Source organism: Candidatus Tisiphia endosymbiont of Hybos culiciformis (assembly GCF_964030975.1).
Taxonomy (GTDB): domain Bacteria; phylum Pseudomonadota; class Alphaproteobacteria; order Rickettsiales; family Rickettsiaceae; genus Tisiphia.
The window spans coordinates 747,711-762,867 of the sequence record NZ_CAXIQH010000001.1 but is presented as its reverse complement, the minus strand read 5'-3'; the positions used below and the strand labels follow the sequence as shown (position 1 = coordinate 762,867).

Sequence of the window (15,157 nt, the reverse complement as noted above, 5' to 3'; positions counted from 1 at the left end):
CACTACGTAATTATCATTCTAGGAGACATAATTATGGAAAAGAAATTATTAACTGTTCTAATCAATGATCTTGAACAGGAAATGCTGCGGCTTAACTATACCCCTGGCTCTATGCAATTCTACCGTAGACGATGGAGAATGTTACTGCAATTTGCTCAGGAATGCGGTGAAATTTTCTATTCAGAACGTTTAGGAATAGATTTTGTTGAAAAGCATTTTCGTATCTTTGAGAAAGATTTTAATCGAACCCTTTCTCAATCTGAAACCCAGGAATTGCGTATTATACGAATGATAGGTGATTTTCAATTGCATAATACTATTTTACGCCGATACTATAAGCATGAAGAAATTCTTACTGCACCATATTTTATCGCTATCAGCGATCAATTTAAATCATATTGTGTAAGTAAAGGTTATTCAAAGGTTACAACCAATCACTATGTTACGCAATCTGCACGATTCATGGATTATCTTGTTTCACAAAACATAGCAAATTGCCAATCACTCAACATTACGCTGATCAATAATTATATCAAAACCTTGGCTGGATATACATATAAAACTGTGGAACAAAATATCTGCTCTATGCGAGCTTTCTTCCGCTTTCTTTTAGAAACAGGAGAAGTGCAAACTGATTTTGCTGCAAAAACACCAATGGTACAAGCAAGAAAACAAACTCGGATTCCTTCAGTATGGACTGCAGATGAATTAAAAAAATTAATTATAGCAATTGATAGAGGTAGTCCTAAGGGCAAGAGAGATTATGCTATAATCTTATTGGCATGCTGTTTAGGGATGCGTTGCACAGATATTAAGTCTCTTAAAATGGAAAACTTCAATTGGTCAGAAAAGAAATTAGTTTTTATTCAATCAAAGACAAAAACGTCATTATCTTTACCATTAACACAAGAAGTAGGATGGGCTGTAATTGATTACCTTAAATATGGTCGTCCTAATATAGATAATTCATATGTGTTCGTAAGACATTTAGCCCCCTTTTTGCCTTTTTCAGAAGGAGATCATTTAACCCAAATCATTAAAAGGTACGTGGAGCTAGCACATCTTCCTACTCTCAAGAAAAGAAGGGGAATGCATTCTCTTAGGCATACTATGGCAAGTACTTTACTTGAGCAAGATACTCCTCTTTCTACTATTTCAGAAATTTTAGGTCATGCTGATCCAGATTCAACAGCCATTTATTTGAAGGTTAATATAGCAAAGCTGAAAGAATGTGCCATTTCATTTGAAGAGGTTAGCAACCATGAATGATATTTTTTACACAGGTTCTTTTAAGAGTCATATTCAAGATCATATAGAACTAAAACAAGCTATAGGATACAAATATGACGCTGAAGCTAAGCATTTAAAACGCTTCGATAGATTCGTACTAGACCATTATCCTAACGCTACTGTTCTTACCAAAGAAATTGTACGTGACTGGTGTTGTAAAAAAAGTTACGAAGCACAAGCTAATCAATGTTCTCGCTCATCTATCATCCGACAATTTGCTAAATATCTGGATTCTATCGGATTAGAAGCTTACATCCTTCCAAAAGGCTATTATCCAACAGAAAAACAATATATGCCCTATATTTATACTACATCAGAGTTAGCAAGATTTTTTGCAGAAACTGATAAATGTAAATATTGCTGTGAATGTCCATATCGGCATCACATTATGCCCATAATTTTTAGGATGATTTATATGTGCGGACTAAGGCTATCAGAAGCAAGACTTCTTAAAGTTAGTGATGTTAATCTTGAAGATGGTATCCTTACCATTGATCATTCTAAAAAAGATAATAGTAGATTGGTTCCTATGTCTAATACACTTACAGAACGTTGCCGAGATTTTTCGAAAGAAGTACATCCATACCAGGTTGCAGAGAATTATTTTTTTCCTGCTCTTGGGGGCAGACCAATGACAATAGGGAATCTTTATAAAAATTTCCGTAAGTTCCTATGGCGAGCTAGCATCTCACATGGTGGCAAAGGGAATGGTCCACGTATCCATGACTTTCGTCATACTTATGCTGTTCATTGTTTAAAAAGATGGGTTGAGGAAGAAAAAGATCTAACTGCATATTTTCCTGTACTTAAAACCTATATGGGTCACGATTCGTTCCAAGAAACGGCTTATTATGTAAATTGTAATCATCTATTGACCCCTTTAAAGGAAAAATTGTAATGAAAATTGCCCCCCTAAATAAGTAACAATATCTCCGAAAAATTAATATTGTTAATATTTTTTTTAAGGAGTTTTAAAGGGGTGTTTATAGTGGAAACAATAGGAAGAATACGTAGGATGTACCACGTTGATGGTAAGGCAATTAAAAAAATTGCTAGAGAATTGAATATATCAAAGAATACAGTAAAAAAAGTCATTCGTAGTGATCAAACCAAATTTGAGTTAGCAAAATATACCAAAGATAAACCGGTTCTTGGTAATCATCTTGCAGTACTAAATCAGTTATTAGTAGAGAATAGCAAGGAGCCGGTTCGACGCAGAATGACGGCAAAGAAACTATACCAACAGCTACAGATATCGGGTTACACAGGAAGTTATGAAACTGTGAATCTAATTGTCAGGGCATTTCGTAGAGAACGCGAAGCAAAGGGTCAACAAGTTTTTATTCCACTAAATTTTGAACCTGGAGAATCTTTTCAATTTGACTGGGGAGAAGAGGAGATATGTTTAGATGGTGAGATTATTAGAGTAAAGGCTGCAAGAATAACACTATGCTACAGCCGTCATTCTTTGGTTATTGTCTACCCTAACGAGCAACTTGAGATGGTGATGAAAGCACATGAAGAAGCCTTTAAGTTTTTTGCTGGCTGCTGTAAGAAGGGAATTTATGATAATATGAAGACAGCCGTTAAAGAGATATTAGTCGGCAGGAATCGTATTTTTAACGAAAAGTTTGTTCAGATGGCATCTCATTATTTATTTGAACCGACTGCTTGTACTCCAGCATCTGGTTGGGAGAAGGGGCGAGTTGAAAAACGAGTAGGTGATACTAGACGTAACTTTTTTACACCAATACTGACAGGGGAAAGCTATGAAGATATCAATTATTAACTCAGAGAGATGTCTTTAAATTGGTCTAAAACTAGACAGCATCCTGACTTTAAAGAGCGGACAATCTTTGAAGTATATGAGGAAGAAAAGCCATATTTAATAAAATATAGAGGAGAATTTACAGCTTACAGATTGCATCCAACTATAGTTTCGCCTTTAAGCCTTGTGCAATATGATACTAATATGTATAGCGTTCCGTGTGAATATGTAGGTGTTGCTGTGCAAATTAAATCCTATGCCTGGGAGATAGTTATCCTATATGAAAGCAAGGTTATAGGAGAGCATGTTCGCTGTTTCAATCGCTACCAGAAGATTTATAATCCATGGCATTATATCTCAGCTCTGGAACGTAAACCAGGGGCTTTGCGTAATGGTGCTCCCTTTAAAGAGCTTATGAGCTTATTACCAGAGGTATTTAGTAAGATACGCAATAAACTGGAAAACTACAAGGACAGTGATAAACAATTTATAGCAATTCTGCAGTTGGTTAATAAGTATGGATTAGACAAGGTGACTAATGCCTGTAATTTAGCAATTACTATTGGTGGCTGTAGTGCTAAATTAGTTGAGCAGTATTTACAACCAGCTATACAAGTAGATATCAATGAATATAAGTTTATTCAGTTAAAAACTCCACCAGACGCTGATTGCAGCAGTTACAGTAAAATACATTTAACAACCTATTCAGTAGTGGAGGAAAATTAAATGAAGGAGTTAATATTATTATTAGATAAATTGGGTTTAGCAGGAATGAAGATGCAGTTAACAGAGATGGATTTAGCAAAAGAAATGCCTGTGGGAGCAGTATATGAAGCATTAAAAAGGCTTCTTGAAGCAGAATGTCAGTATAAAAAATCACGTTCATTGAGTTATCGACTACAGCTAGCTAGGTTTCCTACAATAAAGCTACTTTCGGACACTAGCCAAGCTAAATTGGTTAGCCATTGTGATATACAAAAAGTTGTTGATAATCAGCAGAATATAATGTTAATTGGTGGTTCTGGGTCAGGCAAGACTCATCTAGCAATTGGTTTAGCATTTACTGCAGTTGAAAAGGGTTGCAGGGTAAGGTTCTACACTTTAAATGAATTAGCTAGCCAATTACTAAATGCTAGAATGCATAACTATGAGCTCAAATTCATCGATTCAGTTAAGAGGTTCAATGTTATTGTGATAGATGAACTGGGCTATGTACCAATAAAGCCCGAGGCTAGATTCTTACTATTTGAGCTGTTTGCAAAATTATATGAACAGTCCTCGCTTATCATAACCACCCATTTGAGATTTGAAGAATGGGAAGATATATTTGGTAATCCTAAGGCAACAAAGGCAATTATCGATAGGCTAACCCATCATTGTCAAATCATAGAAACTGGTAATAAAAGTTTTAGAGGAGGAAAAGATGCAGAATAAAGATTAAAATAATATACTATTATATAAATTAAAAATTACCAATGATTTTAGGGGATTTTATCTGAATTTTAACCAAAATTAACTAATTTTTTTTGTGGTCAAGGGGGGTCAATAGTTTATTACAATAGGGGGTCAATAGATGATTACAATTTACAATTAGGGTTTGTGATGTTAATTTGCAATCCTCTGCTATCATTACCTTAACTGGTAAAGGAAATAAAGCTAGAAGAGTTCCAATAATGAAAAATACGGCTTCTTTATTACAAAATTATATCCTAGAAAATAAACTAGATAAACCTTGGAAAAATGAACACCAATTATTTATCAATAATCAGCATCATAAACTTACTAAAGAAGGCATTGCTTACATTGTTTCTAAATATGCCATATCCGCAAGGAAAACGTCAACAATTATACCTTTTAAAGTAAAAGTACATATGTTTCGTCATTCAAAGGCTATGCATTTATTACAGGCAGGAGTCAACCTCATATATATCCGTGATTTCCTTGGTCATGTTGATTTAAAAACCACAGAAATTTATGCTAGGGTAGATACTGAGGTAAAAAGAAAGGCAATAGAAAATGCTTATCCCGATTTGATTGAAAGTAATCTTCCGGATTGGAGTAAGGATCAAGCTTTGCTTTCTTGGTTGTCAGAATTAAGGTAGCTTGGATATTATGCAAAGTAAATAAATAAAAAAGTCTGGAGTATAGCAGATTATAGAGCTTTACTTTGCATAATACTTTACTTCGCATAAGGTTCAATCATATCACCGATAATAGCAAACTTAACGCTAGATGGCATGGAAAGGATTCTGGAGCAGTCTTTCTCTAGTCTCCCCGTCAAAAGTCTAGAAGGATAATATATAATATGGTTAGCGGGTAAAAATATCTAGATAATCCATAAGAAAATGCTATAATATTGGCAGAAACCTTATGGATTGTATGAATTATGCCGATAGAAGATATAATAAAATCCCAAAAACAAGGACAGCTTTTTGGTTATAAATTGACCGAAGAATTAAACCCTAATAACAAGTTATATAAATTAAGATCGTTAATAAATTGGACTGTTTTAGAGGAATGGTTATTGACAAATGTTAATATCAAGAAATTTGGTAGGAATCGCAGATGTCACAGGTTATTACTTGGAGTAACTATGCTGCAAGCGATGTATAACCTGTCAGATGCTGCAGCTGAAGAAGAGCTGAGAGAGAACGTATATTGGCAATATTTTTGTGGTTGGGAATATTTGCAGAAAGATGCTGAGATATCAGAAGCTAGTATACGAAGGTTTCGTGCTATATTAGGGGAAGAAGGATATAATGAGATATTAAAAGAATTAACAAGAATTGGTTGCAAAGTCGGAGTGCTTAAAAAAAAAGACTTAGCATCGATAATCGTTGATACTACAGTACAAATTAAGAATATTAAGTATCCTCATGATGTGTATTTGATGGATAAGGCAAGAATAGAGCTAGTAAAGTTATGTCATACTTTAGGCATTAAGTTACATGAGACATATGCCAAGCAATATAAAAAAGACATAGTAAAATTATGGAAATATAAGGATAATAGTAAAGCCAAAAAACGTAAGAAGGTAATGCAACATTTAAAGATATTGCTGGGTCGTTTAATAAGAATATGTCAGCGAGAAATAGCAAAAACAAAGTTAAGTTTGTCATTAAAGCAGCAAGAAATACTAAATAAGATTAAAAAGATTCAGGCACAATCTATACTGAGTAAAGCAGAGAAAGAGCGATATAAGGAGGATAATAAAGTATTATATAGTTTTCACGCACCGGAGGTAGAGTGCATAGGTAAAGGGAAATTAAACAAACCCTATGAGTTTGGTAACAAGGTTTCGATAGCAGTAAGTGGTCGAGGTAATTTTGTATTAGCGGCCAAATCATTTCATGGCAATCCATATGATGGTCATACATTATCGCAGACTGTAGAGGTTGTAAAGAAATTAACAGGAGTGGGAATAGCCAGGACATTTGTTGATTTAGGCTATAAGGGGAATAATTTTAAAGAAAAAGACAAGGTGTATAGCCCATATTGCAAGAAGAAGCTATCCTCAGATGATAAGGCAATGATCAAGAGAAGAAGTGCTATAGAGCCGATAATAGGACACCTTAAGCATTATGGTAGAGTTGGCAGAAATTACTTAAAAGGAGTAATAGGAGATATAATAAATCCGTTAATTTCCGCTGTAGGATTGAACTTACGGTGTATTGCTAATCACCTGCTCAAAACAAATTTTTCTACATAAAAATTAGCAAATAAAGAAAATTAATCAAACGATTACAAAATCGTTAACAAAACGTCATGCAAAAATTTTCTAAAAATCATCTTTTTATATCAAAAAATTACATCAGAACAATTAAACTCTAAAATTTTATACAAAAATTTTTTGCTAAGGTGCTAATTTTTGAATTTTTTGCACTTTTGACGGGGAGACTCTCTATTCATAAGAGAGTAAACGGTAAAAAGTATAATCCCAAAATAAATCTTATTCGATACGCAGATGACTGGATTATCACAGGAGATACAAAAGAACTATTAGAGACTCAGGTTAAACCACTAATAATGGAATTCCTGAAAGAAAGGGGGCTTGAACTATCTCCCGAGAAAACCAACATCACTCACATTAATGATGGTTTTAACTTCTTAAGCCAGAATATTCGAAAGTACGAGAATAAACTCATTATAAAACCTTCAAAGAAAAGTATCAAAAACTTTTTAGAAGATATACGAGGTACAATTCGTACCAACAAATCAATGGCTCAAGGGGAATTGATAAAAATCCTCAACCCTAAACTAACCGGTTGGGCGAACTATCATAATGCAGTATCATCGGCAAGTACCTTCAAAAAGGTATCACATAACATTTGGCAAGCACTATGGCAATGGTGTAAAAGGAGACATCCAAAGAAAAACTTACGATGGATTAAAAGTAAATACGTATACTTGCAGCAAAACTGCATAACTCTATTAAATTTTTTTGGTAGTATGAATTTATTTTATAAATTTGGGTTCCTACTATGCAAATATCACCGATTAGTAAAAAAACTGGTTGAAAAACTATCAGTTATACTATAACATTTCAATTATTAAACGTAATGAATGAATCAAAATGAAAAAGCCAAAAGTAGCGACCTTAAGTGCTGAGGAACGAGAAGAACTAATACAACATATTAAGGCAAGTTCATTAACAGGAGATGATCAGCAAGCGGTGATAGAACTTGTGAAATTTTGTAACGAACTAATAGACAAGCTAGCATCATCAAACATCAGTATAAATAAGCTTAAGGAGATGATGATTGGTTTTAAGGCAGATAACAAAAAAAAGATAGTTCAGATTCATTAAAAGAACCACCGAGTGAATCTGATAATAAGAATGGTGGTAATGAAGAAGAGTACGATGAGTCCAAGAAGAGAGATCGCAGTAATTGGCAAGGTAAATATGGATTTGATGATTATCAGGATGCGAATACCAGCTATTTATCTCCTGAGAATTTTTGTAGTGGTGATAGCTGTCCTCACTGTGATAATGGTAAACTCTATAATAGTGAAGCTAGAAAATTGCTACAATTTACAGGTAATGCTCCAATTACAGTCAACAGATATGTAAAGAAAACGTTACGCTGTAATGCTTGCGATTATACAGTTATGAACAATAAAAATATCAACAAATGGACAAATAGTAGCAAAAGTGCAATAGTGTTACAAAAGACCTACGGTACTCCCTTCTATCGTTTATCTAGGTTGCAAAGTTTAAGCGGGGTTCCTGTATCCCATAGCTCGTTGTGGCAACAATATTTAGATGTTTGGCAAGAAGGTGGTGGAGCTGAAATTTACAGGGTATTATTGGAAATGGCTGCCGAATGTAGTTCACTGAACCTTGATGATACTAGAGCCAGGATTTTAGAAATTACTGTAGCCAATAAAAAATTACGTACTCAAAATAAGAAAGGACGCAGCTGTTATACCACTACTATATGTGCTAAAACTACAAATAATGAGGTGATAGTTTTATATTTTACCGGTAATAAGCATGGCGGGGAAAATATTGGTAACGTACTAAAGAATCGTAAGAATAGGACTGATTCTATTCATTTAATGACTGATGCAAGTAACAATAATAACCCGGTATTATCAGAAGCAGATAAAGAATTACTGGCAATAATAGTGATGATCAATTGTTTGTCACATGGGCAGAGAAAATTTACAGAGAATGAACCATATTACCCTGAAGAATGCGGATATTTTCTCAAACAGACTGGTGGGATTTACCATAATGAACATCAATGTAAAGAGATGAGCCTTGAGGAAAAGCTGAAGTACCATCAGGAACATAGCAGTAAATATATAGAAAACATATATAACAAAATAGACGAATTATTTAACGACAAGAAAGTTGAGCCTAATAGTAGGTTTGGGCAAGCTATGAAATATTGGTTAAATAATAAAGAAGGTTTGACGCAATTTTTGAAAATTCCAGTTAGCAGTCTTGATAATAATTGGGCTGAGAGGTCACTACGTACCATTATTTTACAAAGGAAGAATTCATTATTCTTTAAAACAATCAATAGTGCTGAGATACATAGTGGTCTGTATAGTATAGTAAAGACTTGTAGTGAGAACGAGATCAATGCCTTTAAATATTTAAATTGGCTGCAAGAGCAGAGCAGCAAAGCAAAGAAGCATCCTACGAATTATACGCCTTTTGCCTATGCAAGATATATAAATAATACGGAATTAATCGAGACGGCAGCTTAAATGACAGGAAGCCAATCATTAGAGAGTTTGGCAGAACTAGGATCACCATTATGAATAAGAATGTGTAAGGTTCTATAACAAATCTGATAAGATGAATTATCAGATGGGGAAAGTTTTGCCGTAAATTTACCTTTGGATAGGCGTTTAGAGCATAACCAAAAGCCTTGACCATCAAAGGACAAAATTTTAATGGCAGTTCTGTTTTTATTATAGAATAAAAACAAGGAACCATTAAGAGGGTTGGAAGAAAGTTTTTGTCTGCAAACAGCTATTAAACCATCGATACCCTTACGAAAGTCGATGGCAATAGTGGCAACAAAAATAACTGACTGAGGGGTTATAGCACTTAACATATATGTTCATATTAGAAAAAGATATTTTGTATTTGAGGCAAGTTGTAGAACATTAAAAATAATAGACCTCCTTCGAAACTCGCTTGTACGCAAGGGTATGAAGGAGACACTTCGTCTCGAACCGCAGCGTATTCTAATGTACGTGAGGATTCGAGTGCCACAGCTGTCGAAAGTTAGAAGAGGAAGCGGTTTTAGATAATGAGCTTTAAAAGTCGTATGTGGTCAACGTCATTGCGAGAAGACCGTAGGTCGACGAAGCAATCCATAAAAGTAACCAAAAATGGATTGCTTCGTCGGCTCATGCCTCCTCGCAATGACGTTGGTTATTTTTTCGCAACTTTCAAACTACCATGATGACCTCTAAAGCCGCTCTACCTTCTAACTTTCGACAGTTGTGATTCGAGTACCGGTATCACGTACAAATCACCAGCAGAAGTAGAGTTTCGAAAGAGGTCTAGTGTATTAACATATATGTTAAGTGCTATAGTTGCAGCATAGAAATGTCTGAATTATGATTTTTGGATCCAATGTTTGGATAATAAGCTTGGTACCATTTGGTTTAATAATGTGGCAAGTGTAGTAATTTTGTTTGGGAGTAGCCACAGGATCAGTATCTATAGAATTTACTAGTTGAAATGGAAGGAAATTAATATCTTGTTGCAGTTTTGCTGCAAGTATACGTTGAATTGAACTAATTATTGTTTTATTAATATTGAGATGTTTGGCTATATCTTTGCAAGAATAGTGATGGAGTAGCTGGCGAACTAATTCCTTTAGATGGTTTGGTATGGGATCAAACTTGTTAGTTTTAGTTTGACGCCAGGCTTTAAATTGCTGAGCTACTTGCTCAATAGTAATTGATGGTATTTGCATAGTAGGAACCCAAATTTATAAAATAAATTTTATACTAACAAAAAAATTAGATAGAGTTATGCAGTTTTGCTGCAAGTATACGCTGCATCAGATAGTTTATGTAGTGATTCTATTATAAATTCTGAAGTAGAAGTACATTTACAAAGTCAAAAATCACCTTGGAAGGAAATATTAATACATTTGAGAGATTGGTACGGGAATTTGATATATCATACATGGTTTACTAAAGTAATATTTATTGATTATAATAAAGAAAATAATTTGTTAAACATAAGAGCCGATACAACTTTTTATGGAAATTGGATTGATAGTAATTATAAACAGGATATTTTAAAGGCGTCACAGTTAATAATTCCTCAAATTCGCGATATAGAAATTCATCAATAAATAATTAAGTAGTAAAGAGTTATGCATTGGTATTTATAACTGTAATAATTTTTGATACTATAATGACGTCAAAAAGCAACATCTATGAGTTTATATTAGTGTCATTTTAATATATTATTGACGTAATAATTGACGTAATATGTTGTTTTAAGTAACATTAAATTTTGTTTGGGATTGACTATGATAGTTTTAATAGGTGGTGAAAAAGGTGGTACAGGTAAATATGAATTAGAATAGTAATAATTTAATACTCATCTTTCATTTTTTAGAAAAATTTGAAATAATATTAAGAGTGGTACGATGATAGGATTACAACAAATAGATGTTGTTTAGTTACGATTTATACAAAAATAAAGTGATAGCCATAAAAGCAATTTTAAGGGTAGTTACAAAAGCATTTTATTCTCCCTTTTTGTCTTTACATAAAATACAGATATACATACTGTGTAAGCTTATAATTGCGAAATTTGACGGTTTATAAATAAATCTCTTCTTGCGTTCGAATTTCAGTAATTTAAACTTTATTTTTATACGTTATATCTGTAACGGTTCGTTTTCATCGTCAAAACTGGGTCAAATTAAATGACTTTTAAAATTCAATGTATATCACATTATTAGGCTAAATTATATATTGACATAAGGTACACATTGTCATTAATATTATATAATGACAAAAAAATATAATTATAATTTTTCATCTGAAAAGAACTATAAGCTTATACAAGAAAGAGATATAAGCTTCGAAGAAATAATTTCAGCTATTGAAAATAATTGTTTGTTAGATGTAATTGAGCATCATAACTCTCAAAAATATCCTAACCAAAAAATGTATCTAGTTGAGTTTAATTTTTATGTTTATCTTGTTCCTTTTGTTATTGAAGATAATGAAACAATTTTTCTTAAGACAATTATACCAAGCCGTAAAGCTACTCAAAAATATTTAAAGGAGACAAAAAACAATGAAAAATAAAAACAATAATTCTTCAAAAATATTACTTGATGAAGAGGAAAAATTATTATTAAGTTCTTTTGAAAATAATGAATGGAATACAGCTAAAACCATGAAAGAGGAAAAAGAAAGAGCTATAAAAGCTGCAACCAACTATTTACAAAAAGATATGCGTATTAATATTCGTATTTCTAGTAGTGATTTAAACCGTATCAAGCAAAAAGCAGCTTATGAAGGATTACCTTATCAAACGCTTATTGCAAGTATTCTTCATAAATATTCAGCAGGACATTTATTTTTTAAATGAAATAATTTTAGAAACAACATCCAATTTTAATTTAATATGCTGAAATAGGATAAATACGTTATGGTGTTGATGAACCTTTAGAGCAAGAAACTTATAGTTTCTATATTGCGTATAACCCTATTTTGACGAATGAGGTTTATAACTTTTCTCTGTTTCTCTTAGACCTGACTTAACTTTTGCTAATTATATTTTTGTACATACATTATAACGGAATGTAGAAGCCCTAAATCACACTACAAAAATAAGATAGAAGTTATATTATCTTTAAAAAAAACGCTTTATCAATATGAAAACTACCTTACCTATCCGCTCAGTATTAATTAAAGAAAAGCTAGATGATATTGTTAAAGAAATTCTAGATGTAGCTGAATCAAAGATAGCAATGATTATTTTATTTGGTTCTTATGCTAGAGGGAAGTGGGTACAAGATGAATATACTATAGGTCATATTACCTATAGTTATCAAAGTGACCTTGATCTTATGTTAGTACTAAAAAAAGGCAAATATGTAGGTCATCTTGGGTTAAGAATAGAAGAAAAAATAGAAAAAAGACTAGAGAAAAAATTATTAAGAGACCCCTTGTCTAAAGAACCATGGATAACTTTAGTATTAGAATCAATTAACATGGTAAATACTCAATTGGAAAAAGGGCATTATTTCTTTTCCGATATAAAAAAAGAAGGAATTCTTTTATATGATAGTGGAGAATTCCAGTTATCAGAAGCCAAAAAGTTACCTTGGGGAGAAAGAAAACAAATAGCTAAAGAAGACTATGAGTACTGGTTTGGAAGAGGCAAAGGTTTTTTTATTGATTGTAAATACCCATTAGAAAGGAAGGAATATGCTTTATCATCTTTTTACCTTCATCAAGCTACCGAGAGTTTTTATAATGCCATTCTGTTAGTCTTTTCTGGTTATAAACCAAAATTGCACGATATAAGAAAATTAGGCGGTATATATTGAAACCTATTGAATTAGGTGATACAAACTTTGTGTTAACCTTGCGAAAGCAGGTATCTAGATTCCCGCCTTCGCGGGAATGACAACTTACAATCGTTATGTTCTTTATCACCTAATCCTATGAGCATAACTATAGCAGGAAATTACAATGAAGAGCTAGGGCAGATATTTCCTCATTCTAGTTTTGAACAGAAGCAATGCTTTAACTTACTTAGACAAGCATATATTGAAGCTAGATATAACAAAGATTATAAGATTGACGAAGAGCAATTACTTTACCTTATTGATAGAGTAAATAAATTAAAAATAGTGACTGAAAAGATTTGTTTAGAAAGAATTAATAAGAGATAATTTTATAAACCATCATGTCAATAATTCCTGAATTTGAAAACTAAGTTATAACAAACATTCGTAGAATTTTATTAAGCGATAGGCAAACTAAGTTTACTTTTTTAAACAATACACGTTGAATACTTTTCAATGAAGTGTAAGTTCAAAATGAAATTGTCACTCTTTTTCAAAGTCTATAACTTTACCCCCTATTGAAATAAATACCCCTTTAAGGATTCAAAAATTGTTCATCTAACCACAGTATATGCGGGGGTGGTATGAGGGGGTGGCACACCCCCTTCTTGACCCCCCTAAGTTAAAATAATAGTAATAATTGAAATACAACTTAACTTTTTCAATTACCCGTTTTTTGGTAATTGCACACTTACATGTTGGGGGATTTTTCCCCCAACGTGCGCTCAAACAGTTTCAGGAGTAACATCGTCAGAATACAAATTTTTTATAGGGCTATAACACTTGCTCTAATCATTAGCATTGATATAATTATAAATGTTAGTGATGTCTTTCATCCATCATTAAAAATCGACCTATTAAGCTTCTAGCTTTCTATGCTAGGGGTCTACTGTTATAAGTAAACTTTTTCTTCGAAGGTATGAAATTCAGTAGGTGGTCATTTTAATGACTGATGAAAGCCCCTAGCACCAACTTAAATTAGGGTCGATTATATGGATGAATTAAAATCTCTCATTTGGTTCCAAATAATATCTTACATCGTGATAATACTAATACTCATCATTCATTTCTGGAAAAATTTGAAGTGATAAATTTGGCGGCAAGTACTTCTCTAAAAGTTATGGGGAAAGGTACAATGCGATCCTTCTTACCTTTACCATTATTGATCCGTATTTGGCACTCATTAAGCTCAACATCATCTATTTTAATTTTTACCAGCTCTCCTACTCTAACTCCAGTATATAACATGGTTTTTATTATTATCATGTGTTTTATGTTTTGATCATTCCACACTGCATCGTAATATCTTTTGATATCCTCATCCGAAGGTACATACGGTAATTTCTTGGATTTAGTCTGTACTTTAACATTTAATATTTTCCTAAGTTGCCTAAATAATTCTTTCAAATAAAAGTAATCAGGTTTCTCACTTCTTAGCAACTTGCTTTGCTTTTTGCGGTACAGTTTGTGGCACAGTGTTGCTATTATCAAGCATACGTACCTTCTAGTTTAATACGTGCGTTCATATCTAGTCTAGAGTGGCTACTTTTTATCAAATAAACCTCGCTAATATCTAACAATCAATTGACAAATTAAGTCAAAATCCATAGTGTGTCAATCACAAAAACTAAAACGTTACTTTTTACGTGAGCGTTCACGGTTTTTCAATTTTGTTCTAAAATTTTAATTTTTAGATGTAGTTTTTATAGCCTATACACCTTTTAATTGTAAACTTTTCAAGTAATAGTAGATTTTCCTATAAAGAATTTGTACTAAAAATATCAGAAATCATGGTAAACTGAAAAACCGTGAACGCTCACCTTTTTACTGTGAAAAATATTAAATTTAGAGCTAGTCTTTTGCTCAAGAAAATAAAGATATCAATTTATTTAACACTGAAAGTTATTAGGGTTACAGAGAAATAGTGCTTTCAATAAGAAGATAGGTTTGCAAAAAATAGCCTCCTCTATAAAGCCTATCACTATAATGGATATAGCCACACATTTCGCTTTTCACACGTTCCGTT

The 15,157-nt window shown here is 32.8% G+C and carries 21 protein-coding genes; 17 read left to right on the top strand and 4 right to left on the bottom strand.

The genetic code is table 11. From position 1 onward, the window contains the following. Positions 1 to 33 precede the first annotated feature (33 nt). The 11 genes from ACQH2P_RS04140 to ACQH2P_RS04090 all read left to right on the top strand — a co-directional run bounded on the left by ACQH2P_RS04140 (position 34) and on the right by ACQH2P_RS04090 (position 9,277). The gene (locus ACQH2P_RS04140) at positions 34 to 1,269 is read left to right on the top strand and encodes a site-specific integrase (RefSeq protein ID WP_425363126.1); all 1,236 of its coding nucleotides are present in this window, start codon (positions 34 to 36) and stop codon (positions 1,267 to 1,269) included. Beyond that, positions 1,262 to 2,188 carry a tyrosine-type recombinase/integrase gene (locus tag ACQH2P_RS04135; RefSeq protein WP_425363125.1) on the top strand — a complete coding sequence of 309 codons (927 nt, stop codon included), beginning with the start codon at positions 1,262 to 1,264 and terminating at the stop codon, positions 2,186 to 2,188. Before ACQH2P_RS04140 ends, ACQH2P_RS04135 begins: the two co-directional genes overlap by 8 nt. Before the next feature lie 81 nt (positions 2,189 to 2,269). Further along, a complete protein-coding gene (gene istA / locus ACQH2P_RS04130) occupies positions 2,270 to 3,079 on the top strand; it encodes an IS21 family transposase (RefSeq protein ID WP_425362749.1) in 810 nt (269 codons plus the stop codon). 9 nt (positions 3,080 to 3,088) lie between these two features. Then, positions 3,089 to 3,784: a Mu transposase domain-containing protein gene (locus tag ACQH2P_RS04125; RefSeq protein WP_425362750.1), complete on the top strand. Its 696-nt coding sequence runs from the start codon at positions 3,089 to 3,091 to the stop codon at positions 3,782 to 3,784. Further along, entirely contained in the window at positions 3,785 to 4,492 is a 708-nt protein-coding gene (gene istB, locus ACQH2P_RS04120) for an IS21-like element helper ATPase IstB (RefSeq protein ID WP_425362751.1), read from the top strand. It abuts the gene before it with no gap. Positions 4,493 to 4,647: 155 nt separating this feature from the next. Then, a complete protein-coding gene (locus ACQH2P_RS04115) occupies positions 4,648 to 5,160 on the top strand; it encodes a tyrosine-type recombinase/integrase (RefSeq protein WP_425364099.1) in 513 nt (170 codons plus the stop codon). A gap of 284 nt (positions 5,161 to 5,444) precedes the next feature. Beyond that, positions 5,445 to 6,767, top strand: a complete 1,323-nt coding sequence (locus ACQH2P_RS04110; protein ID WP_425362593.1) for an IS5 family transposase — start codon at positions 5,445 to 5,447, stop codon at positions 6,765 to 6,767. A gap of 149 nt (positions 6,768 to 6,916) precedes the next feature. Beyond that, on the top strand, positions 6,917 to 7,597 hold the full coding sequence (locus ACQH2P_RS04105; protein WP_425363124.1) for a group II intron maturase-specific domain-containing protein: 681 nt from the start codon (positions 6,917 to 6,919) through the stop codon (positions 7,595 to 7,597). A 34-nt stretch (positions 7,598 to 7,631) separates the two neighbouring features. Next, on the top strand, positions 7,632 to 7,865 hold the full coding sequence (locus ACQH2P_RS04100) for a hypothetical protein (protein WP_425362589.1): 234 nt from the start codon (positions 7,632 to 7,634) through the stop codon (positions 7,863 to 7,865). Between the two features lie 30 nt (positions 7,866 to 7,895). Then, a complete protein-coding gene (locus ACQH2P_RS04095; protein ID WP_425362621.1) occupies positions 7,896 to 8,129 on the top strand; it encodes a hypothetical protein in 234 nt (77 codons plus the stop codon). A gap of 38 nt (positions 8,130 to 8,167) precedes the next feature. Beyond that, a complete protein-coding gene (locus ACQH2P_RS04090) occupies positions 8,168 to 9,277 on the top strand; it encodes an IS66 family transposase (protein WP_425362670.1) in 1,110 nt (369 codons plus the stop codon). On the opposite strand, the gene tnpB is transcribed toward ACQH2P_RS04090, so the two are convergent. Then, entirely contained in the window at positions 9,274 to 9,630 is a 357-nt protein-coding gene (gene tnpB / locus ACQH2P_RS04085; protein WP_425363123.1) for an IS66 family insertion sequence element accessory protein TnpB, read from the bottom strand. The two genes, ACQH2P_RS04090 and tnpB, sit on opposite strands and share 4 nt — an antisense overlap. A 198-nt stretch (positions 9,631 to 9,828) precedes the next feature. Here tnpB and ACQH2P_RS04080 point away from each other — a divergent pair, with 198 nt between their 5' ends. After that, positions 9,829 to 9,984 carry a hypothetical protein gene (locus ACQH2P_RS04080; protein WP_425362973.1) on the top strand — a complete coding sequence of 52 codons (156 nt, stop codon included), beginning with the start codon at positions 9,829 to 9,831 and terminating at the stop codon, positions 9,982 to 9,984. 120 nt (positions 9,985 to 10,104) lie between these two features. On the opposite strand, the gene ACQH2P_RS04075 is transcribed toward ACQH2P_RS04080, so the two are convergent. Then, the gene (locus ACQH2P_RS04075; protein WP_425363122.1) at positions 10,105 to 10,503 is read right to left on the bottom strand and encodes a hypothetical protein; all 399 of its coding nucleotides are present in this window, start codon (positions 10,501 to 10,503) and stop codon (positions 10,105 to 10,107) included. Between the two features lie 66 nt (positions 10,504 to 10,569). Between ACQH2P_RS04075 and ACQH2P_RS04070 the strand changes: the two genes are divergently transcribed. From ACQH2P_RS04070 to ACQH2P_RS04055, 4 genes are all read left to right on the top strand, one after another. Further along, entirely contained in the window at positions 10,570 to 10,890 is a 321-nt protein-coding gene (locus ACQH2P_RS04070) for a DnaA N-terminal domain-containing protein (RefSeq protein ID WP_425363121.1), read from the top strand. Between the two features lie 667 nt (positions 10,891 to 11,557). Continuing rightward, on the top strand, positions 11,558 to 11,860 hold the full coding sequence (locus ACQH2P_RS04065) for a toxin (RefSeq protein WP_425363120.1): 303 nt from the start codon (positions 11,558 to 11,560) through the stop codon (positions 11,858 to 11,860). Then, a complete protein-coding gene (locus tag ACQH2P_RS04060) occupies positions 11,850 to 12,146 on the top strand; it encodes a CopG family antitoxin (RefSeq protein ID WP_425363119.1) in 297 nt (98 codons plus the stop codon). The genes ACQH2P_RS04065 and ACQH2P_RS04060 overlap by 11 nt, the downstream gene beginning before the upstream one ends. Positions 12,147 to 12,432: 286 nt before the next feature. Next, positions 12,433 to 13,110 (top strand): HEPN domain-containing protein, encoded by a 678-nt coding sequence (locus ACQH2P_RS04055; RefSeq protein ID WP_425363118.1) that lies wholly within the window; start codon positions 12,433 to 12,435, stop codon positions 13,108 to 13,110. On the opposite strand, the gene ACQH2P_RS04050 is transcribed toward ACQH2P_RS04055, so the two are convergent. After that, a complete protein-coding gene (locus ACQH2P_RS04050) occupies positions 13,019 to 13,219 on the bottom strand; it encodes a hypothetical protein (RefSeq protein WP_425363117.1) in 201 nt (66 codons plus the stop codon). The two genes, ACQH2P_RS04055 and ACQH2P_RS04050, sit on opposite strands and share 92 nt — an antisense overlap. 8 nt (positions 13,220 to 13,227) lie before the next feature. Between ACQH2P_RS04050 and ACQH2P_RS04045 the strand changes: the two genes are divergently transcribed. Further along, a complete protein-coding gene (locus tag ACQH2P_RS04045; RefSeq protein WP_425363116.1) occupies positions 13,228 to 13,458 on the top strand; it encodes a HEPN domain-containing protein in 231 nt (76 codons plus the stop codon). A gap of 732 nt (positions 13,459 to 14,190) precedes the next feature. Here ACQH2P_RS04045 and ACQH2P_RS04040 read toward each other — a convergent pair. Then, complete coding sequence (locus ACQH2P_RS04040) at positions 14,191 to 14,622, bottom strand: tyrosine-type recombinase/integrase (protein ID WP_425363115.1); 432 nt, start codon at positions 14,620 to 14,622, stop codon at positions 14,191 to 14,193. Between the last annotated feature and the right edge of the window lie 535 nt (positions 14,623 to 15,157).